19 protein-coding genes are annotated in these 21,199 nt (G+C 57.5%); 10 read left to right on the top strand and 9 right to left on the bottom strand.

What is annotated here, in order from left to right; genetic code table 11:
- The first annotated feature begins 15 nt into the window (after positions 1 to 15).
- The 3 genes from QZQ97_RS13250 (at position 16) to QZQ97_RS13240 (ending at position 6,442) form a co-directional block, all read left to right on the top strand.
- Entirely contained in the window at positions 16 to 2,139 is a 2,124-nt protein-coding gene (locus QZQ97_RS13250; RefSeq protein ID WP_311993774.1) for a TonB-dependent receptor, read from the top strand.
- 100 nt (positions 2,140 to 2,239) lie between these two features.
- Entirely contained in the window at positions 2,240 to 5,164 is a 2,925-nt protein-coding gene (locus tag QZQ97_RS13245; protein WP_311993773.1) for a condensation domain-containing protein, read from the top strand.
- Positions 5,165 to 5,209: 45 nt separating this feature from the next.
- The gene (locus QZQ97_RS13240) at positions 5,210 to 6,442 is read left to right on the top strand and encodes a YncE family protein (RefSeq protein WP_311993772.1); all 1,233 of its coding nucleotides are present in this window, start codon (positions 5,210 to 5,212) and stop codon (positions 6,440 to 6,442) included.
- Between the two features lie 36 nt (positions 6,443 to 6,478).
- Here the strand turns inward: QZQ97_RS13240 and QZQ97_RS13235 are convergent, their stop codons facing one another.
- Entirely contained in the window at positions 6,479 to 6,727 is a 249-nt protein-coding gene (locus QZQ97_RS13235; RefSeq protein WP_311993771.1) for a hypothetical protein, read from the bottom strand.
- 354 nt (positions 6,728 to 7,081) lie between these two features.
- Positions 7,082 to 7,330 (bottom strand): hypothetical protein, encoded by a 249-nt coding sequence (locus tag QZQ97_RS13230; RefSeq protein ID WP_311993770.1) that lies wholly within the window; start codon positions 7,328 to 7,330, stop codon positions 7,082 to 7,084.
- Positions 7,331 to 7,560: 230 nt separating this feature from the next.
- On the opposite strand from QZQ97_RS13230, the gene QZQ97_RS13225 reads away from it, so the two are divergent.
- Together QZQ97_RS13225 and feaR are read left to right on the top strand one after the other, a co-directional pair.
- Positions 7,561 to 8,199, top strand: coding sequence for a DsbA family protein (locus tag QZQ97_RS13225; protein ID WP_311993769.1), 639 nt, complete (start codon positions 7,561 to 7,563; stop codon positions 8,197 to 8,199).
- Between the two features lie 194 nt (positions 8,200 to 8,393).
- Entirely contained in the window at positions 8,394 to 9,308 is a 915-nt protein-coding gene (gene feaR / locus QZQ97_RS13220) for a transcriptional regulator FeaR (RefSeq protein ID WP_311993768.1), read from the top strand.
- A gap of 35 nt (positions 9,309 to 9,343) precedes the next feature.
- On the opposite strand, the gene QZQ97_RS13215 is transcribed toward feaR, so the two are convergent.
- From QZQ97_RS13215 to QZQ97_RS13200, 4 genes are all read right to left on the bottom strand, one after another.
- Positions 9,344 to 10,843: an aldehyde dehydrogenase family protein gene (locus QZQ97_RS13215; protein ID WP_311993767.1), complete on the bottom strand. Its 1,500-nt coding sequence runs from the start codon at positions 10,841 to 10,843 to the stop codon at positions 9,344 to 9,346.
- A 158-nt stretch (positions 10,844 to 11,001) separates the two neighbouring features.
- Complete coding sequence (gene leuE / locus QZQ97_RS13210) at positions 11,002 to 11,640, bottom strand: leucine efflux protein LeuE (RefSeq protein WP_311993766.1); 639 nt, start codon at positions 11,638 to 11,640, stop codon at positions 11,002 to 11,004.
- Positions 11,641 to 11,811: 171 nt separating this feature from the next.
- Positions 11,812 to 12,672, bottom strand: coding sequence for an SAM-dependent methyltransferase TehB (gene tehB / locus QZQ97_RS13205; RefSeq protein ID WP_311993765.1), 861 nt, complete (start codon positions 12,670 to 12,672; stop codon positions 11,812 to 11,814).
- A gap of 123 nt (positions 12,673 to 12,795) precedes the next feature.
- A complete protein-coding gene (locus QZQ97_RS13200; RefSeq protein WP_311993764.1) occupies positions 12,796 to 13,266 on the bottom strand; it encodes a GNAT family N-acetyltransferase in 471 nt (156 codons plus the stop codon).
- A gap of 132 nt (positions 13,267 to 13,398) precedes the next feature.
- Between QZQ97_RS13200 and QZQ97_RS13195 the strand changes: the two genes are divergently transcribed.
- Entirely contained in the window at positions 13,399 to 14,514 is a 1,116-nt protein-coding gene (locus QZQ97_RS13195) for a DUF1615 domain-containing protein (RefSeq protein ID WP_311993763.1), read from the top strand.
- On the opposite strand, the gene QZQ97_RS13190 is transcribed toward QZQ97_RS13195, so the two are convergent.
- On the bottom strand, positions 14,511 to 15,119 hold the full coding sequence (locus QZQ97_RS13190; RefSeq protein ID WP_311993762.1) for a glutathione S-transferase: 609 nt from the start codon (positions 15,117 to 15,119) through the stop codon (positions 14,511 to 14,513). The two genes, QZQ97_RS13195 and QZQ97_RS13190, sit on opposite strands and share 4 nt — an antisense overlap.
- Before the next feature lie 29 nt (positions 15,120 to 15,148).
- Positions 15,149 to 15,994: an alpha/beta fold hydrolase gene (locus QZQ97_RS13185; RefSeq protein WP_311993932.1), complete on the bottom strand. Its 846-nt coding sequence runs from the start codon at positions 15,992 to 15,994 to the stop codon at positions 15,149 to 15,151.
- Between the two features lie 70 nt (positions 15,995 to 16,064).
- Between QZQ97_RS13185 and QZQ97_RS13180 the strand changes: the two genes are divergently transcribed.
- Positions 16,065 to 16,973, top strand: a complete 909-nt coding sequence (locus tag QZQ97_RS13180) for a LysR family transcriptional regulator (protein WP_311993761.1) — start codon at positions 16,065 to 16,067, stop codon at positions 16,971 to 16,973.
- Positions 16,974 to 16,995: 22 nt separating this feature from the next.
- Here QZQ97_RS13180 and QZQ97_RS13175 read toward each other — a convergent pair whose 3' ends face one another.
- A complete protein-coding gene (locus QZQ97_RS13175) occupies positions 16,996 to 18,672 on the bottom strand; it encodes an alpha-keto acid decarboxylase family protein (protein ID WP_311993760.1) in 1,677 nt (558 codons plus the stop codon).
- An 890-nt stretch (positions 18,673 to 19,562) separates the two neighbouring features.
- Between QZQ97_RS13175 and pagP the strand changes: the two genes are divergently transcribed.
- From pagP to QZQ97_RS13160, 3 genes are all read left to right on the top strand, one after another.
- The gene (gene pagP / locus QZQ97_RS13170) at positions 19,563 to 20,156 is read left to right on the top strand and encodes a lipid IV(A) palmitoyltransferase PagP (RefSeq protein ID WP_311993759.1); all 594 of its coding nucleotides are present in this window, start codon (positions 19,563 to 19,565) and stop codon (positions 20,154 to 20,156) included.
- Between the two features lie 180 nt (positions 20,157 to 20,336).
- Complete coding sequence (locus QZQ97_RS13165; protein WP_311993758.1) at positions 20,337 to 20,822, top strand: DUF2501 domain-containing protein; 486 nt, start codon at positions 20,337 to 20,339, stop codon at positions 20,820 to 20,822.
- Between the two features lie 113 nt (positions 20,823 to 20,935).
- Positions 20,936 to 21,199, top strand: a complete 264-nt coding sequence (locus QZQ97_RS13160; RefSeq protein WP_311993757.1) for a putative hemolysin — start codon at positions 20,936 to 20,938, stop codon at positions 21,197 to 21,199.

The raw sequence follows: 21,199 nt of genomic DNA, 5'->3' as shown, positions 1-21,199 counted from the left end.
AAGGAGAATACATCTATGAGCAAGCATTCAGCGGCTCAAAGGCATAAAACCGTAGGAAACAGGGAAAAAGCAGGCTTACAGGCCATCGGGGCATTTTCCTCACTCTTTTTAGGGCTTTGCTCGGTGTCTGTGGGGAACGTTAACGCAGCAGTGCCGGACGATAAGGTGCAGGAAGCCGCAGAAGGCAAACGTCAAGACAATTGGCAGGACTCGGAGAGCCTGCTGGTCACCGGCGAAAAAATTAAACGCACCATTTTCGATACCGGCTCCAGCGTGCAAGTGTTCGACAGCGAACGTATTTCTGCCATGCCGAATGCGTTGCAGGTCACTGATTTGCTGCGTATGACCCCCAACGTGGTCGATTTGGGTATCGGCAACAATTTGCCGACCGTGCGCGGTATAGACGGTTCCGGCCCGAACGTCGGCGCCAATGCTTTCCTCAGCGGCACCCGCCCGCGCCTCAATCTGTCAATGGACGGCCGCTCTCTGACCTATAACGAGCAGGCATATGGTCCGCAGTCGCTGTGGGATCTGGATCGCGTTGAAGTGTTCCTCGGCCCGCAGAGCTATATTCAGGGGCGCAACGCCATTGCCGGCGCCATCGTGATGACCAGCAAGGATCCGACTTTCGACTGGGAAAGCGCCTTCAAGGGCGGAGCCGGCAACCAGCATTCTTCACAGCTGTCCGCCATGGCCTCCGGCCCGCTGGTGGAGGACCAACTGGCGTTCCGCGTCAGCGTCGATCGTCAGCGTCGCCGCAGCGATGTCGACCTTCCCGCCTATGAACCGGTAGGCGATCCTCGTGAGGTTGAAGCCACCACCGCTCGCGCCAAACTGTTGTTCAACCCGGCAGGGATGCGTGAATTGACCACCAAGCTGACCTTTAACCATTTCGGCAGCACCTCACCGCAAAACGAGAGCCTTAACCCGCTGGTTCACCCGACCAACCCGCGCCACGATCCACGCCGTGCCGTATTTAAAAGCAACACCAACAGCAGTGTCTGGGATCTGGCCTGGGAGCAATCCGACAGTCTGACGTTGGAAAACCGCGTTATTTACACCGACTTCAACATTAACCGTCCTACGGCCTACAACATTCAGTATGCAGAAATCGACGGTAAAGAGGTGCATGTGGAGCCGGTGGCGCGCTTTGGCGGGCCTGACAGCCGCCTGCGCGGGCTGGCGGGGTTGCGGTATTTCCACGCCAAGCAGGATGAGTTCGTTAATATTTTCGGCGGTTCCAGCTTCAAGGATAAAACCGACACTAACTCGGCCTTTGCCGAACTGACCTACGCCATCACGCCGCAGGTGGATATCACGGCCGCCAGCCGTGTCGAACGTGAACATCGCCGGCGCAACGGTGGCAGCAATGCCGTGCGTATCGATTTCGACGAAACCTACGATGTATTCCTGCCGAAGCTGGATCTGGCCTGGAAACCGACGGACACGCAGACCTACGGCGTCAAAGTGGCGCGCGGCTATAACGCCGGCGGCGCCGGCATCACTATCGGCACGCCGGTGGTCAGCTACACCTACGGTTCCGAATATGTCTGGAACTATGAGCTGTATTCCCGCCACCACCTGAAAGACGCCAACGTCATTCTGACCAGCAACATTTTCTACAACGACTACAAGGACATGCAGCTGCCTTACTCGTTGAGTGAGAACTCCAGCGTGATCCGCAATGCCGACAAGGTGGAAACCTACGGTGCGGAAATGGGGGCGACCTGGCAGCCGCGTTGGGACTTCGAGCTGTTCGGTAACGTCGGCCTGCTGAAGACCAAGATCAAGAAGTTCTCGGGCAGCGGCGTAGATGGGCACGAACTGGCGCGTGCGCCGGCGTATACCGCCAACATGGGTGCCAGGTACCAGCTGATGGCCGGTCTGGAACTGAGCGGCAACGTGGCGTTCTCGGACTCCTACTACTCGCAGTACGACAACGACTCACGCGGGCGTATCGGTTCTTACTGGTCGGCGAATACCCAACTGGCGTACACCTTCGCCTATGGCCGCGCCACCCTGTATGCGCAGAACCTGTTTGACTCGGAACGCCGCGTGATGGTCAGCAGCAACGACGTTTATACCGCGACCCAGCAGCGCCCGCGCATGATCGGTGCCGCATTGGAACTGACATTCTGATAACGGGCTTTGTCAGTTGCCTGTGGGGCGTGCAAACGCCCCTTTTCGTGACAAGCGTTCCCCGACGTTCCGGTGCGACCGGACACAAGGAGATAGAGCAGTGAGCGGTTATTTTGACAATATTCTGAGCGACGACGAGGCCCAGCGTCTGGATCTGGCGTTCAAGACGCTGGGCGAGCGGGCGGCGGATGCCTCGCAGCCTTTGAGTGAGGCGGAAGAGCTGGCGTGGTTCACCCACCAGCAGCGGGGAGACGGCGGCAGCCAACAGGCGATGGCGTGGCGATTGGGCGGTGAGCCGGATATCGGCAGGTTGGTCAGTGCGCTGGAGGCCCTTACGCGGCAGATGCCGGAGCTGGACGTCCGCTATGATTTCGATGATGAACTGGGTTTGCGCAAGCTGCGCGGCAATGCGCCGCTGAACCCGGTGAGCATTCAACCGGTGACGAGCGAGGAACAGGCAGTCAGCCGTTTGTTGCAGGCGCAGGCCACACCGCTTGAGCTGGCGCGGGAAGCGCCGTTGCGCTTTTTGTTGTTCACGGGCGCAAACGCCGTGCTGGGCGTGGTTGCGCACGATATTTTGGCTGAAACGTTGTCATGCCGGCACTTATTGACCCGGTTGTCGGCACTCTATAACCGGCAGGAGCCGGCATCGATTTATGCCGCCCCGCCACAGATGGGGTTAAATGCGCGATTGTCGGAAAGTACCGGCCTGGTGCTGCCGTGGCCGCGCCATGCGGCGGCGCTGCGGGATTATCGTCCGGCCGTGCAGCAGGATGGCATTCTGGCGCAGGCCGGTGTACGCGTCGCGGCCCGTGTTGCGCGCAGGATATTGCCAGCCGCAGAAAACCCGGCACAGTTGCTGGCGGCGGTCGCCGTTCGCTTCGCCGGCTTTATCTCCGCTCAGGCCGGCGGGCAGCCGCTGCAACTGTGCGTGCCTCAAGGCGATGCGCAAGAGGCTATCGGTCTGGAGTGCTGGACGGGTACCGCCCGCTTGAAGCGCCTGACTTTGCAACACCATGACCCTGAGCCATTGAACAGGCTGTTGGCGCAACAAACGGCGGAAGAGCCGAACCCCGCCCTGGCCCAAATGCTGGTGACCTGGCTGGCGGATCCGTCGGTGGCTTTGCAACTGGATGGCGTGAGCGCCGTGCGCCTGTTGTTGCCGCCGCTGCATACCCCCTTTGAACTGGTGCTGGCCCTCAGCCTGCCGGATCCCGACTCTGTGCTGCTGGAGCTGGTCGCAGACCCAAGATTAACTCCGCATGCAGCGCCTTTCCTGCTGGAACAGTTTGTCGCTTCCCTTGCCGGGCAGAGGATAACGGCGGCGCCGCTTCCCGCCAGTGAATGGCCTATGGTGCCGGACAACAGCGGTACGGCGATAGACGACGGAGCAGATGAAGAGATCGCGCAGCTGATTTTGGCGGAATTCCGCGACGCGCTGGCTGCGCCGGAGATGACCCTCGATGAAGATTTCTTCGATCGCGGCGGGCACTCGCTGGTGGCGACCCGCGTTATCGGTCGGCTGCTTAGCCTGCATCGCATCGAGCTTAACATTAACGATCTGTTCAGCCATGCCACCGCTCGCGGGCTGTCGGTTTACGCGAAACGGCAGGCGGCTGCGGCCCCGGTGGCGGAGGTAGTCACGCAGGATCAGGGCGAAACGGTACAGGCGCCGCTGTCACTGGCACAGCACTCTTTGTGGAAAGTTTACGAAGCCTTTGGTCACGACGAAATCTTCAACCTGCCGTTTGCCATCGGCTTCCTCGATCCTGTGGATGAAGAGGCATTGCGCCAGGCGTTTATTGACGTGATGGTACGCCATAGCGTATTGCGCTCGCTGTTTATCGAGTGGCAAGGCGAGGTGCGTCAGCAGGTGGTGCCGGCCCTTGAGCTGCCGGACTATGCCTGGTTTCGTTTCTCCCATGAAACCCCGCCCGGCGACGCGAGCGACATGCTGGCCAAAGCCGGTGAACACCGCTTTAACCTGGCCGCCGAGCTGCCGCTGCGCGCCACCTTCCTGCGCGACGCGGCAACGGGCCGGCAGTTGCTCTCGCTGCTGTTCCACCATGTGGTGCTGGATGAGTGGTCGCTGAACCTGATGATGGAAGAACTGGGCATTGCCTATCGCTATCGCGTGGCGGGGCAGTCGCCGATGTGGAAAACCGAGGTGCCGCAGTTTTATGCCTTCGCCCGGCAGCAACAGGCGAGCGGCGTCAGGCAAAAGCACCTGGATTACTGGCTCGATAACCTGCGCGATGCACCGGTCGGCCAACCTTTGTTCCGGCAGGAGCCTTCACACCATCCTGCGGTACCGGCAGAGGCCGACGTCAATGGCGGGTGGCTGGAGTTCGATGTCGATCCGGCGGTGGCGGATGGGCTGTACGCTCAGGCCAGAAAGAACAACGCTTCGCTGTTCAACGTGGTCTACGCCGGTATTACCTCTGCCCTGCGCCTGCTTGGCGGCCCGGCGGATCTGCTGGTAGGCACCTCTACCTCCGGCCGTAACGACGCCGAATTCTTCGACACCATTGGCTACTTCACCACCGTGGTCGTGCACCGGGTACGTTTCGCTGACTCGCTGACGCTGGCGGGGCTGATCGACCAGGTCAAAAACACCATCAACGGCTCGATGCCCTACACCGATATCCCGATCGATCTGGTGGAGGAGGGGCTGTTTGGCGCGCACGCCGATCGCAAGAATCACATGTTCGAAGTGTTCATTCAGATCCACAGCCGCATCAAGCTGAACGGGGAATTCACTCTGCAAGACGGCAGTACGGTGGCTTACCGTCAGGTGGAGCCGGAAAAAACCGAATCGCTGCTTGGCCTGCAATTTGAGGTGATGGAGGAAAACCTAGACGGCGTGAAATCCCTGCGCGTGATGATGACCTACCGCACCGATCACTACACCGCTCAACAGGCGGGGCTGATCGCCGGCACCATTCAGCACGTGTTCTCACATTTTGCGCAGCATACCGGCGGGGATATCCCGCTGTCGGCCCTGTCGCCGGCACCGCAGGAATGACGTTGTTCACCCTAACTGGCTTTATTATTTCAAGGAGATAAACGGATGTCTGGAACAATAGGAACACCCCGCGCCTTACTGTCGCTGTTGATCGCAACGTCGTTGGTGGTGGCCGGTGCGGCACAGGCCCGCGATGCCGAGATCAAACCAGAGGATATCCAGCGTCAACCGCTGTCGTCTGCGCTGGTGGAAATAGCCTACAGCCCGAGCCAGCAGTCGCTGTTTGTCAGCGCGCCGGACTGGAAGGAGGAGGCGCGTTCCCGCGTCTTGCGCCTGGATCCGGCAACGCTGGCGGTGCAGGCGGAGATCCCGCTGCAGGTTAAGGGGTTTGGCGTGGCGCTGGATGACGCAGGTAAACGACTGTATCTGACGCAGGGTTTCAACGGCTCGGTCGGCGTGGTGGATACTCAGACCAACCGTGCGCTGAGCAGCATCCCGGTGACCGAAAAGACCCAGCTCGAGCAGACCTACAAACAGGCGGGCATCAGCGGCAAACGGCTGGAGTTCCTGCTCAAGGAGCTTAAGCGCTTCAAGATTACCGAGGATTACCAGTACCGGATCCGCGAGGTGAAATATGACGCGCAGACCGGCCGCCTGTTCCTGCCGGGGCTGGGGTTTGGCGTGGATAGCGTGCTGTTTGTGGTCGACACCCGCAATAACAAGCTGGAAAAAATCATTCCCGGTTTTGGTTATAACGCGGTGGGCATCACCCTCGACGAGAAAGGGCGACGGGTATTTGTCTCCAACATGCAGGGGCAGTTGATCACCCTGAATGCCGATACGCTGGCGATCACCTCGACAAAAGAGATCCAGGCGGATCAATTGCTGAATCTGGTGTATGACGGCAAGAATAACCGTTTGTTAGGGGTGGATCAGGGGATCGATCGTGACGACTACCGTAACACTCATCTGGAGCGCGACTATGCCAAGCGCAGCAGCGGGCACCGGGTGTTTGCTCTGGATGCGGACAGCGGCAAGGTGCTGGCCAGCGAACTGACGGATGAAGTGCCGATCGGCCTGTTGTTGGACGACAGCAATCAACGCGTGTACGTTGCCAACCGTAATGGGATCCGCGTCGATCAGGGGGCAGGCACCTTGACGGTGTTTGATTCGAACAGCCTCAAGCGCCTGCAAACCGTGGCACTGCCACCGCACCCTAACAGCCTGGCGCTGGATACGCGCAACAATGTGCTGTTCGTGACGGTGAAAAATGACGGCGCAAGCACCAAGGCCGGCAAACCGGAAAGCGTAGTGCGCATTCAACTGCACAAAAACTAACCTTACCGTGCTGCGTCAGCCACCGCTGACGCAGATTTAATATCCGGTATGCTTGTTGCGGTCGAAGCGAGCCTCTGACGCGCGTTTTTCCGGCGCTGGGTTGTGCGTCTTCTTGATCGGTTTTTTATTGTAATGCGGCTTTGGTTGTATTTTATTGCCATGCGGTTTTTTATTATTCTGGTGAGTCATCGGTTTTTCATTAGGTTCATTTACCGGTGGTGCCGCGAAGACCTGTACGCTATTTAACGCCATCACGGCGGTAATGATAAGCATCATTTTTTTCATTATTACATCCTGAGTTCTGATAAATATATTTTATTAAGCCCCCTATTAAAGGGGCTGTTATTTAGCGTGGTGCGTTAAAGTGATAACCGGGGCCACCTGGGCCGCGGCCGCCACCACCACCGCCACCGCCACCAGGAGGTGGGAATAAACAACCGGACAGCATTGCGCTAATAGTCACCGCGCTGATGAACATCAGAATACGACGCATAATATAACCTTTATAACTAAATCGAGGTGGCTAGTATTATCTTCCGACAGGGGGGTTAGCAATATGGAAAGAGTAGGCAAACCGAAAAGATTCCGTAAGTAAGATTATTCTAATCGGGGAGTTTAGACCGATTGAAATAATACGGGCTAAAACCCAGCCTTGAGCATCTCTTCTCGCAGTAAATCGACGATCGCGGGTTCTATGTCAGGAAACTGTCGCGTAATGTCCGCAACCGCCCCCGCGACAGAAGACGCCGAAAAGGTGCCGGAGAAGGGCAGAAGAGGAAGGTTGGCGTCGCTGTCCGGAAACTCGCCGCTGATGGTTCCGGTGATCATCCCTCCTTTCTTTTCCGCAGTGAAGTCATATTCGCCCACGTTTTTATTAATCATTGTCATTTTTACCTCTATTGCGCCGGTTCCAGCTGCGGGACCTTTGCGTACCACTCTCCTTTTTCAAGGATAGTGGTTGAGGTAGAGAATACCAATGAAACGCCGGTTTTCAGGCTTTGATTTTGATGTGTGTCAACGCCCTATAAACAGAAGATAATAAAACTGGCCTTGGGCCGATAATTTTATTATAAACACCGCCGTTAGGGACAATAGTCGAATCTGAAACGGGAGTGTTTATGATGGCTACAATGAATCGGTTAATCGCCGCTGTACTACTGATGTTATTGCTTCCTGCCGCTACTGCGGCGGATTATCGCGAAGGCGAACAATATACCCGCCTGGATAAGCCGGTGGCCTCCGCCCCTGCGGTGGTGGAATTCTTCTCTTTTTACTGCGGCCCCTGCTATCAGTTTGCCGATACCTACCACGTCGGCAGCACCGTCAGCCAGGCGTTGCCTGCCGGCAGTAAACTGACCAAATATCACGTTGGCCTGATGGGGAAACTGGGCAACGAGCTGACCGAGGCCTGGTCGGTGGCGATGGTGCTGGGGATTGAGGATAAAATTGAAGGGCCGCTGTTTGACGAGCTGCAAAAGAAGCGCGCCATCAACAGCGTTGAGGATATCCAGCGGGTATTCAGCGCCGCCGGCGTGGATGCGGCCGCTTATGAAAACGCGCGCCACAGCCTGTTGGTGAAAGGCCTGATCGCCAAGCAAAATGAGGCGGTGAAGGCGCTGGACGTGCGTGCGACGCCATCGTTTTATGTTTCCGGCAAATACAAGATCGATAACGCCGGTATGGCGAGTACCAGCGTCGACGGCTATGCGCAGGAGTACGCGGCCGTGGTCCGGTATTTGCTGGATACGCAGCCATAACGGCGCGTCGGTAACGTTGCTTTGACCGACCCGGCTACGGCCGGGTTTTTCATTCATGCGTGGCGAAATGGGCAATTTGTGATCTCTGCGCCAGATCGCCATCCCGGCGTTGATTGTGCGTTATCGGGTTGTTATGTTGAATTTCTGTTCAGTACTGCTCGCGGTTTTATCGCTGATGTTTGAAGGGGAAAATCATGGCAATTTCCGCACAGGTCAGAGACGCCGGATTTGAGGCGTGGCTGGGGAAAATCAATTCCGCCTGCGGCCGGTTCTGCGCCAAGACGCTGGGGCCGGGGTTTAGCGGCGCGATACAGGAGTTTCGCGCGCACGCGCTGCGTCTGAGCGTGGTCGATGCCGCCCAAACCCGGTTGTATCGCACGCCACAAGAGATTGCCCGCAGCGACGGTTCGCACTTTTTTACCGTCTTTCAACTGCGCGGTAGCGCATTGATGGAGCAGGGCGACCGGCAGGCCGTGTTGTCCGCCGGTGACATTACGTTAATAGACGCCTCTCGGCCCAGCAGCTTTACCTTTCAAAACGATTCCCGCCAAATTTCCTTACTGATGCCGCGCAGCTATATCGAACACCCTCTGGGCGTGACCGATTTGCCGTGCGCGCGAAGGATCGGGGCGGGGAACAGCGTGGTGCGACTCAGCCGGCAACTGGTCTTGGGCTGCATGCAAGACCCGCAGACGAGCGCTGCAGAGAGCGAGGCGATCCTGAACGCGGTGGCTACGTTGTTGCGCCCGGCACTTGTCGACCCTGACGTGACATCCGAAGCGCAGCCGCAGCTTTTCGCCCGTTCGCTGGCATTTATTGATACGCATATTCAGTCGGAACAGTTGCGCCCAGAGTGGATCGCCGGGGAGCTCGGCGTTTCGGTACGCAGCCTGTATCGGATGTTCGCCCGCCAGGGACTGGTGGTTGCCCAGTACATCAAGAACCGCCGTCTGGATCTTTGCGCGCAGGCCTTGCGTCGCGTTCCGGGGCGGCAAAAACTGGCCACGATCGGCTATGACTGGGGTTTTACCGATCACAGCCACTTTTCAACCGCCTTCAAAGCCCGCTTTGGCGTCTCGCCGAGCGAGTACCGCAAACAGTATCAGTAGCGCCGCAGGCGGCGCCCTGATGATTTAGCCGATTCTCAATAGCGAATGCACACCGATTTGGTTTCGGTATAGGCGTCCAGCCAGTCGGGGCCGAAGTCGCGGCCGCTGCCGGACTGTTTGAAACCGCCGAACGGCATGTTGGCGTCTATCAACGTATGCGTATTGACCCACACCGTACCGGCCTGAATGCGCGGCGTCAAAGCCATCGCCTGTTGCAGGCTGGTGGTCCACAGGCTGGCGGTCAGGCCGTAGTCGGTGTCGTTGGCTTTGCTCAGCGCCTCTTCGGCGTCCGCTACCCGGATCAGGTTGACCACCGGGCCAAACACTTCTTCACGCGTCAGGTTCAGCTTGTCGTCCGGGTTAATCACCAGCGTCGGCGGGATGTAGAATCCTTGCGGATCCGGCCCGGCTGCGCCGCTGATCAACTCTGCGTGCTTGGCTCTGGCATCGTCCAGATAGGCCGCCACTTTATTGCGGTGATCGCGTGAGACCAGCGGATTTATCTGTGCAGTGGCGTCCATGCCCGGCCCGACCGACAGCGATTTCACCGCCTGCTCGAACCCGGCCACCAGTCTGTCGTAAATCGGCGCTTCGATGTAAATCCGCGAGCTGGCGGCGCACACCTGGCCCTGGTTGAGGAAACTGCCCATCATCAGGCCTTCGATCACCTGCTGCGGATCCGCGTCTTTCAGCACGATGGCCGGGTTTTTACCGCCCAGCTCCAGCGTGACGCGCGTCAGGCGATCCGCTGCGGTGCGTGCGATGTTTTTACCGACCGGGGTGGAGCCGGTAAAGCTCACTTTGGCGATCAGCGGGTGTTCGGTCAGCGCCTTGCCGCAACCGGTGCCACGGCCGGTCACCACGTTAAATACGCCCGGCGGAACGCCGGCCTCGGTGGCCAGTTCGGCCATGCGCAGCAGGGTAAGCGGGGTGGTTTCAGACGGCTTGATCACGATCGAGCAGCCCGCCGCCAGCGCCGGCATCACCTTCCACATGCCGATCATCAGCGGGAAGTTCCATGGCACGATGCCGGCCACCACGCCAATCGGCTCTTTACGGGTATAGACCTGATATTTTGCCCCCGGCGGCATCGGGATCGACACATCCAGGGTCTGGCCGACAATCTTGGTGGTCAGCCCGGCGGTATAGCGCATCCAGTTCAGCGTACAGCCCACTTCAAAGGCGCGTGCGATATTGATCGATTTGCCTTGTTCCAGCGTTTCCAACTGGGCCAGCTCTTCGGCGTGTTGTTCAACCAGATCGGCATAGCGCAGCAAGATACGCTCGCGTTCGGCCGGCAAGCGCTGTGCCCAGACCCCGGTTGTGAAGGCTTTATGGGCCGATTGCACCGCACGGGCTACGTCCTGCGCGTTGGCATCGGCGGTGGAGGAGATTTGCTGCCCGTCGGCGGGGTTATACACCGCCAACCGGCCATCGGCGCTGGCTTCACACCATTGGCCGTCGATATACAGCCCGTGTTGACGATCGAGAAAACGCGAAACGCTGTCCATCACTGCTTGGGTATTGTCAGGCATACGCCCTCCTGTCAGACAAAAAAGGTCGTTATCGTTAACCTTCAAAGCCTACAACAGGCGGCCGGGATCGCCTTTTGTCTGCCTGACATTCGGTTTGTGCTGCGTGACAGTTTGCGAGGAGGGAACGGCTGAGACGCTCAGCCGTTGCTAAACAGAGATTACGAACTGAGCGTCGCCAGGCGGGTGGCGAAGCCGAGGAACAGCAGGCCAATCAGGCCGTTGCCCAGTTTTGCCAGCCCTTTCTTATGGTTAAAGAAGTGCGCCAGCATCGCGCCGGAGAAGATCAGCGTGGTCATGTAAATAAAGCTGACCGACTCGAGGATCACGGCCAGGATAGTGAACGACAGGCCGGTGTGGGCATAGTTGAAATCGATAAACTGCACGAAGAACGACACGTAAAACAAAATCGCCTTCGGGTTGGTCAGGCTCAGCGTCAGCGATTTGCGCAGGATGCTGTGGCTGCCTTCCACCTGCTGTTGTTGCGCTGCGTTTTTCTGGATAAAGGTGGCGTAGAGGATTTTTGCGCCCAGGAACAGCAGGTAAATCGCACCGAGAAAACGCACCAGGGTAAACAGGAACGGTGTGGTACGGATCAACGAAGCCACGCCGATATAGGCGCAGAAGATCAGGATCGCATCGCCGATAAACACGCCCAGCGCAGCGGTATAGCCGGCGCGTACGCCACGTGAAACCCCGGTTTTCAGTACGTACAGCGTATTCGGGCCCGGCAGGATGATGATGAAAACCACCCCGGCCAGATAGGTCCAGAGATTCAGGACGCCAAAACTTTCTAACACAATAACCTCTCCATGCGCGGAACTGACAGGCAAAAAAACTGGCTACGCCCGTAGCCGGCCGCGATCCTAACGCTGTGGAGCTGGGTTGGCAACGTAATAAACTTCATGTTGTTTGCCGAAAATGGCGTCAGTCAAAATCCGCTGTGACGAACGCCAATGTTTTGTTCCGGGTTAAGGCTTACGCGCCAGCAGCGTGGCGAAACGCAGGGAAATGCGGTTGCCGGCGGCGTCGGTTTTGTGCAGTTGGCCAACGTCCTCGTTGTATTTGAGGATTTCCCAGCCCCGGTAATAGTCTTTAAGCTCACCCGGTTTAAAGGTGAACGGAAAAGGCAGGCTGCAAGGGTAATCCGGGGTATCCATCGCCGCGACGATCAGGTTATGGCCGCCGTTGAGGGTGCCATTGCGCATCTCTTGCACCAGGGAGGGGATCCGCTCTCGGTTAAGGAACATGAACACCACGGTGGAAAGAATAAAGTCGTATTCGCCGCTGACAGAGTGGGTGTTGAGATCCTGCGCGCCGGCGCGGATGTGCGACAAGGCTTCGCCGTCGATGATGCCGTTGAGCTTCTCAATCGACGGCAAGTGTTTGTCCCAGGCGGTGACGTCAAAGCCTTTCAGGTTGAGATAAAGTGAATTGCGCCCGCCGCCGCAGCCCAGATCCAGCGTCTTGCCGGGGGCGATTTGCCGCGCGGCTTCGATCACTTCCGAATGGGTGCGTGTCAGCTCATATTTTTTAGCGTAGTAATCTTCCTGCGAACAGTAGAAAGCCAGTTGGCAGATCATGTCGTCCGAGAATGAAACGATGCGGTGCCATTGCTGCGGTTCGATAAACGGCGGTTGGCTCTCGGGGCTGAACTGCCAGGTTTCGGTGGTTTCGCCCTCTTGCGTCATCAGCGCGAAGGTCAGGGTGCCGCTCAGCAGAGTAAGCCTGGCCCAGGTACCGGCCTGGGTGTTGTGTTGTTGCTGGAAGGTGGCTGGCAGCGTGGCGCTGTTCCATTGCGGCAGCGTTTTATAACAAAGCAGATCGTTCATGCGTCTCTCCTGAGGCTTGGCGTTGCCGGCGCGTGGCGGGCGAACAAAATGATTTTATATGTTGCATATAAAATACATGTTTATTGGCCCTTTGAAAATGCCTGAGAGGAGGAAAGGCACGGTTTACAGCCTGCGATGCATGCGGGTGTTGACCGGCTTGAAGCCCAGCCGGGCGTACAGCCGCGCCGCAGTCGGGTTGTCGTTGAAGACCGCCAGCTCGGCATATTCCGCACCGTCGGCCCGGCCGGCGTCCAGCACCGCGTTCAGAATTTGCTCGCCGTAACCTTTGCCGCGCCAGGCGGTTTCCACTTCAAAATCATATATAAACAGCTGCTTGCCGTAAGTTCGTTGTTCTATGGCGTACCAAACGAGGGCGATATTTTCTGTCGAGCCCGCCAACCGAGCGCAAACCAGCCGATGGCCCGACGTTGTCGCCCCGTTGGGCAACGAGTCATTGAAGGAGGCGGCAGCTTCAACCAGCGCCTGCTCCCGGTTCAACAGCAGTACGCGCGCCAGATCCTTAGCGTATTCTTCGATACCGTGGGTGCGATAGCGCTCAAATTCTTGCGGGCTCATGTCCCTGAGTTCAATCATCGGATTATCCCTTGTTGTTTATTTCGCCGTCAGAGCTTAGCCCAGACGATCCGAACCGCCTATTTTTAACTGGATCGCGTTCTCCGGCTGGGCTAACTTCAGTGCAGATTATGCCAAACGATCAGGGAAAAGATGTTAATTCGCCGTTTTATCTCCCCCACAAGCTTAGGGCCGCTGAGCCTGGCCGCGCTGCTGGTGCTGGCCGGTTGTACTACGAAAACCACGACAGCGCCGGAGCATCGTCCCGCCGACGTCAAGGCGCAACTGGTGCGGCTGATACCGGCCAACGCTGCCGATCGCCAGGGCTGGGCCACCGATATCACCGCCGCCTTTGCCGCACAGGGCATAGAACCGAACACCGAAAATCTGTGTTCGGTGCTGGCGGTGACCGAGCAAGAATCGACCTTCCAGGCCAATCCGCCGGTCGCGGGATTGCCCAACATCGCCTGGAAAGAGATCGACCGCCGTGCCGACCAGTTGCATATCCCGAACTTTCTGGTGCATACCGCGCTGCTGATCAAATCGCCGAACGGCAAAAGTTACAGCGAGCGGCTGGATAAAGTGCGCACCGAGAAGGATCTGAGCGACATCTTCGATGACATGATCGATACGGTCCCGATGGGGCAAAAACTGTTCGGCAGCCTGAACCCGGTGCATACCGCCGGGCCGATGCAGGTGAGCATCGCCTTTGCCGAGGCGCACGCCAAAGGTTATCCGTACCCGATCGACGGCTCGATCCGCCGTGAAGTGTTCAGTCGCCGTGGCGGTATGTACTTTGGTATCGCGCACCTGTTGGGTTACCCGGCCGACTACAGCCAGCCGATCTATCGTTTTGCCGACTTCAATGCCGGCTGGTACGCCAGCCGCAATGCGGCGTTCCAGAGTGCGGTCAGCCGGGCGAGCGGCATTCCGTTGGCGCTGGACGGTGATTTGATTAACTACGGCACCGATAAACCCGGCTCCACCGAACTGGCTGTGCGCACGCTTGGCAAAAGGTTGGATATGAGCGATTCGGCGATTCGCGGGGCGCTGGAGAAAGGGGATCTGCTCGAGTTTGCCGATACCCGTCTTTATGAGCGGGTCTATGCCCTGGCGGAAAAAACGGTCGGCAAGACGTTGCCGCGTGAAATGCTGCCGGGCATCCAGCTGGAAAGCCCGAAAATCACCCGTAAACTCACCACCGCCTGGTTTGCCAAGCGGGTGGATGAGCGGCGCCAGCGTTGCCTGGCGCGCGCATCGGCGGGTTAAACCTGAGGGGTGCTGATAAAGGCGGGATGTTGCTCGGCTTGGGCGGTAAACGCCGCCAGCACCGGGTGCGCCTGCGCAGTAATCCGTTCGGGCAGCATCAGTTGAGTAAAGCTCCAGGCCACCGCTACGCTCACTTCCGCGCTGCCCATTGGCTGCGGTACCGCGGCGGTTTGCGCCAGAAACTTCTCCAGTTCGGCGTAAGCCGCCAGCAATTGGCCCTGAACGCGATCCAACCACGGTTGATGCTGTTTCTCCTGCGGGCGCTGCTGCCGTTCATAAACGATTTGCACCGTTTTTTCGCAGGCGGCCAGCGCCAGCCCGGTCAGTTGCAAAGCGCGCAACCGTGCAGGCCCGTGCTCCGGCAGCAGGGCCTGGCCTGCGGGGGCCAGCCCGACTGCGTACTCCAGAATTAGAGAAGAATCCATCAGTATTTGATCGTCGGCCAGCACCAGCGTCGGGGCTTTCACCACCGGATTGAGGGTTTTGAACCGTTCAAAATCGCTAAATACCGACACGGCGCGGTGTTCAAATTCGATGCCCAATAATTTCAGGCAAATAGCCACCCGGCGCACATAGGGTGAGTCCAGCATGCCAATCAGTTGCATCAGGTTTTCTCCTGGGCAGATTGCCCCGTTTAAAGTGAGTGTATAAATGCCACCAGCCGCTGTGCCACTGTCTCTGGCGCGTCTTCCATGAGAAAATGCCCCGCTTGGGGGATCACCTGCAGCCTGGCATCGGGAATGTCGGCCTGCAAACGGTAGGCGTAACTGACCGGTTGCCATTCATCGTTTTCGCCCCACAGGATCTGCACCGGCAAGCGCAGTTCGGGCAGGCGCTGTGCGAAATCCTCAGTATAGCGGGCATTGTAATGGGCTATTTGCAGTTGGTAGAACGCCGGTTGGCCGACCACGCCGACGATCGGCGCCAGATAGCGCTGCAATAATTCACCTTCCATCAGCGATTTGTTGAACACCGCCATTTTCAACTGTCGCTCCTGGGTTTGCGCGTGCTGCCGTTCATCCATCACGGCGTACTGACGATAGTTATCGCGAATGCCGCGCCAGGTGGGGGAAGGCCAGGAATCGTAGCTGCAAATATCCGCGATGGTCAGCGAGCGAAAGCGCTCCGCATGGCTAAACGCCGCACGTAATGACAGCGCACCGCCAATATCGTGACCAAAGACGTGGGCGGTATCCAGTTGCCAGTGGTCCAGCAGCCCAATCAGCAACGCCGCCTGTGCGGCAATCGACGTGTCTGCTGACAGCGGTCGCTCTGACGCACCGAAGCCCAGTAAATCGTAGAGGTGGACCTGAAAGCCCGCTGCCGTCAGCCTGGGCAGCAGGTTGCGCCAGATTATCGAGTGGGCGGGCGTACCATGTACCAGCACCAGCGGATCGCCTGTACCGTGCACGCCGGCGGCAATGCGATGACCGTCGACGATAATGTGCCGATCAAGCAGGGTGGGGAAGTTGTTCATGATGATCTCTCCATTGGATTGACTGTATGTACCCAACCTACTCACTCTCTTTTCATGACGCCAATGACAAGTTATGGTAAGTAAATCCCACTTTTGTCATGGTGTGCAGATGAACCCGCGTTTATCCATCGATGCATTACGGGCGCTGCAATGCGTCATTGATACCGGCAGCATGACGCGCGCCGCGCAACAGCTCAATCTCAGCCAGTCGGCGGTGAGCTGGAAAATCAAACGGTTGGAGGAACAGCTGGGCCGTATTCTGATCGATCGGCAGGGCGGTGTGTTGACCGCCACCAGCGATGGCGAGGCGTTGCTGATGCACGGGCGGCACATTCTGCAGGCTCACGATCGGGCGCTGGCCCACTTTTCACCCTCGTCGTTGCAGGGCGTGGTACGTTTTGGCGCCACGGAACAGATGCCGTTGGCCCAACTCGCCGCCTTGCTGACGGCATTTACCCATCAGCATCCGCAGGTTGACGTGCAGTTGGTGATTGAACAAAGCCAGGTATTGCGCAGCGCGTTGATGAAGGGGGATCTCGATCTGGTGCTGCATCAGCAGTTCCGCGATGCCCTGAGCGCCGAGGATGTGCCGCTGGAAAGCGAACGCATTCACTGGTGTGTCCCACCCGGGTGGCATTATCAGCCGGGCGAGAGGGTGAAGCTGGTGAGCTATGGCCCGGACTGCTTTTACCGCAGTCTGGCTGAGGAGCGCCTGAGCGCGGCGGGCATCGATTACCGGGTCTGCGTAGAGTGCCCCTCGATAGCCGGCATGTTGGTGGCCATTTCTGCGGGAATGGGGATTGGCCTGCTCAATCAGCAGTGTCTCGATCGCCGGGTACAGGTTGATGGCGGGTTTGAACGCAGCATGCCGCTGCCCGAAGTGGTGAATGCGCTGCGCCTGGGTGCCAAGCGGCATCATCCGCTGCTGCAAAGGCTACAGCAGCGGATCGTACAGGCGCTGGGGAAAACCGCCGCTTCCTGAGAGGCGGCGGGTAACGGCGCGGCTATGCGCGGCGCGGGTTGGTCAGGCCGAAGTTGAAGTTATTGCAGCGGTTGCAGAACTCTTTCATCACCGGTGGGGTATCCATCATCGGCACCTTGACTTCGATAAAGGCCAGCCGATCCTGGCGTGAAGCCTGTTCCAGCGCCAGCTCCAGCTGTTGAGTGGTTTCGACCGCCACGCTGAACGGCGTAGCCTGGGTGTTGAGCACCGCCGGCAGTTTGGCGTAATCCCAGGGGCCAATGTCGTTATAAGACGAATTTTCCCCGAGAATGTAGCGCTCTATGGTGTAGCCGTCGTTATTAATCAGGAAGATGATGGGTTTTTGCTCATAGCGCAGCAGGGTGGAGACCTCTTGGGCGGTAAGCTGGAAGGAGCCATCGCCAATAAACAGCAGGTGCCGACGATCTGGCGCGGCCATCATGGTGCCGAGCAGCGCCGGCAGGGTATAACCAATCGATCCCCAGATCGGCTGATTAACCACTTTCACGCCGTCCGGCATGCGCATGCCGCCAATCGCCGCTCCTGAGGTGCCGTTCTCCACCACCAGCACGTCATCCGCCCGAATAAAGCGCTGCATCCGTTGCCAGAAATAGGCCTGATCGAGAGCCGCGTCGCCCGGCGTCGCCAGCCTGTGCTTTTGTTCTGGGAGCGGTGTCAGCTGCTGGGCCGTTATGCCTTTATCCAGCGTCAGCAGCGCTTGCAGCAGGTCTGCCGCCGCCACCGCCGGGTAGGAGGTGTTACCCAGCTTCAGCGAGAAAGGCTGAATATCAATCTGCGTACCGGCAGGGATGTGATGCGAGAAATAACCGGTGGTGGAATCGACCAGGCGCACGCCGAAGGTCAGCACGCAGTCGGCGTGCGCCATGTGATCGTACAATTCGGGGCGTGACAGGTCACCGCTGTAGCCGCCCATCCAGCCTGCGGTGGTTTCCGGGATAATGCATTTTGCCGTCGGCATATTGGTGAGTGGGATCGCAAATTTATGTGCGACGTCGATCACTAATTGCTGTAGCTGAAAACGATCCACCATTTGGTCGATCAGAATAATCGGTTTTCTCGCCTGTTTGATGCGCGCCAGCAGCGCCATCGCCGCTAACTGGACATTATAAGGATCGCTCTGCGGTAATTGCGGTGAGGTGGCCGCTTGGGATATTTCAATTTCGACATCGCAAATATCGGAAGGCAGTTGCAAATAAACCGGCTTCTTTTCCGTCCAGGCACGGGAAATAACGCGCGGAATTTCCACTGCCGCATTTTCCGGTGTGATTAACGCTTGGGCGACGGTGAACTGTTTAAAACAGTTCATGACGTTATCAAAGTTACCGTCCGCCAGCGTGTGGTGCAGCAGTTCATGGTTTTTCATCGCATGCAGCGGCGGGGTACCGGACAGGCAGATCACCGGTGCGGATTCGGCATAGGCACCGGCAATACCGGACAACGCGGCCAGATCGCCCACGCCGTAGGTGGTGATTAGCGCGCCGGCACCTTTTAGGCGCGCATAGCCGTCGGCGGCATAGGAGGCATTCAGTTCGTTACAATTACCGATGAACGCAAGTTCGCTCTCCTGTTCAATCAATTCCAGCAGCGCCAGGTTATAATCACCGGGCACGCCATAGATACGATCAATGTTCAGGGTACGGAGCTGTTGCAGAATAAAAGCTCCAATAGTGATTTTCATGTGTTTCTCCGGATTTTATCTCTTTTCTTTTATCAGGCAGAAATCAGCAAAATACATTGCCGGCGATGTTGTGTGGCGATTAATGAAATAACCCGCTCTGGCGCAAACGGGTTTGTATCGCTGGTTTTAACCATTATTTAAACTCCCCGCTTGTTCAAGTTGATGCGGTGGTGTGGGAAACGGCGGGATTGTATTCGGGGGTTTACGTTGCCATTAATCAATATTAAAAATAAGGTTATCGAGCCTGGCATTTTTCATTGAATCTGATTGAGCGGCAAAAATGGATCGGGAGCACAGGTGATGGGATGCTCTGCAGTTGTCAGGTACTTTTGCCGGCAGGGTTAATCCCCATTTTTTATTGCCGTTTCTTTTTTGCTTTTCCCGCATGACCTTCCACCATAAATAACTCTTTTTAAGTATCTCCGCTGGATACTCTCATTAACTTGCCGGTTGCCCACCGGTGGGCATGAGCGGTTATTTTCAATGTTGCATATATGTAACATTGCATTTACATAAGCGCAGCATTCTGACGGGCCCCGGTTTGATGGGCGCGGCCTGAAAAGTGGGCTTTCAGCCGCAGTTGCAAACGGGGCGGCCATCACATTTCCCTCTCAAGCGGGAGTAACGATTTCGCTACACTTTGCGTGAAGACGAAGATCGTCCCATGCCGTGGAGCCTTCCATTATTGCGGAGTTTTCCGACAGACGGGGTATTTGGCGAGCAGTAGGCTGAGCGCGCGGAATAGGACCTGCGGGGTGATATTCCTTGCCGATAGCTAAACTTAACCAAGTGACAACAGGGCAGGGAAAATAGCTTGGATAAATAAGATACAGCTTGATCTTGCCAATGTGATCGGTAAGAATCCCCGGCCTTAATTTTACAGGAGCTTTATGATGTTTTTTAAACGGACAATTTTGGCTTGCTCGGTGGCATTGGTATTTCCTGCACTACCTTCTTACGCAGAGGTTGGTGCAGGAAATAGCAATTCCGTACAGGCTGAAAAACCGGGGTTGTGGCAGCGTTTCACCGATAACGTGTCGGAAACCTGGAATAACTCGCCGAATAAAGACATCTATCTACCGGCCATCACCTGGCATAACCGCTGGACTTACGATGACGAGCACATCGACAAGTACAATGAGCGCCCTTGGGGCGGTGGTTATGGCATCTCGCGCTATGATAGCGACGGAGACTGGCATGGCCTCTACCTGATGGTGTTCAAAGATTCATTCAATAAGTGGGAACCCATCGGCGGTTACGCTTACGAGAAAATCTGGCGGCCGCTGGATGACAAGGATTTCCGACTGGGGCTGGGGTTTACCGCCAGCATTACCGCGCGGGACAACTGGAACTACATTCCTATCCCGGCGCCGTTGCCGCTGGCGTCGATAGGCTATAAACAGCTGACCTTCCAGGCGACCTATATTCCCGGCACTTACAACAACGGCAACGTGTTTTTCGCCTGGCTGCGCTGGCAGTTCTGACCCCGGCGGGCCGTTTGGCCCGCCGCCCGCTATTCTTCCTGCCAAAAATGACCTGAATTCTGAAAAATGGCTGCCGCGACAGATAAACGGAACTTGTCGGCGGCCGTGGCGTCGGAAGAGGTAACCCGGCGCATGCGCTTAGCGCGCCGCTATCGCGAAATAAACAGGAGCTTTACCCTAATGAACACCAAACACCGTTTACTGTTGGCGCTGACCTTGACCACGGCGATGACCTGCGGGGCAGCACAGGCTGCCGGGCTGATGGATTCCATCAGCAGCGCCGCCGGTGAACTCAGCAAGTCAGGGGACAGCACCGGCGGCACTTCGCTGTCTTCGCTGACCGGCCTGCTGAATGGCGGCGATAAGGCGTTGAGTTCCGGCAGCATGACCAACGCCGCAGGCATCCTGCAATACTGCGTGAAAAACAATGTGTTGTCGGCCAATGGCACCGAAGCGGTGAAAGACAAATTGCTGAGCAAGTTGGGTATCAGCAGCACGGAAAACGCCAAGAGCCAGGATTACCAGCAAGGGTTGGGCGGTCTGTTGAAAACCGGCGAAGGCAAGAGCCTGGATCTGAACAACCTGGGCGTTTCGCAAATCACCGAAAAAGTGAAGCAAAAAGCCTGCGATCTGGTGCTGAAGCAGGGCGCGTCCTTTATTTCCTGATAGCCAGAACGGCGGGGGGCTACGGCCATCCGCCGTTTTACTTCCCCGTCGGATTTCAAGCCGCAGCGTTGTTGGTTGCAACTTGAAATTCATAGGGGTTTATAAGAGCAAAAATGAAAAAAATTCTGATGTTCTCCCTGCTGGCGGGGGTGACGCTGTTACAGGGGTGTGCGGTGAAATCTCCCGAAGCGCCGCCACCGCCGCAGGTGAAACCTATTGGGATGGCAAACCCGGCAGATGTTTATTGCACCGGGCTCGGCGGCAAGCTGAACGCCAGGCAAAACGCCGACGGCCAGTATTCCACCTGCACCTTGCCGAATGGCCAGGAAATCGAGAGTTGGGAACTGTTTCGCCGCGATCACCCGGTGAAGAAGTAA

Origin of the sequence: Serratia sp. root2 (assembly GCF_031931805.1) — a bacterium.
In the GTDB taxonomy this organism is placed as follows: domain Bacteria; phylum Pseudomonadota; class Gammaproteobacteria; order Enterobacterales; family Enterobacteriaceae; genus Serratia; species Serratia inhibens.
This window is presented reverse-complemented; position numbering and strand designations above follow the sequence as displayed.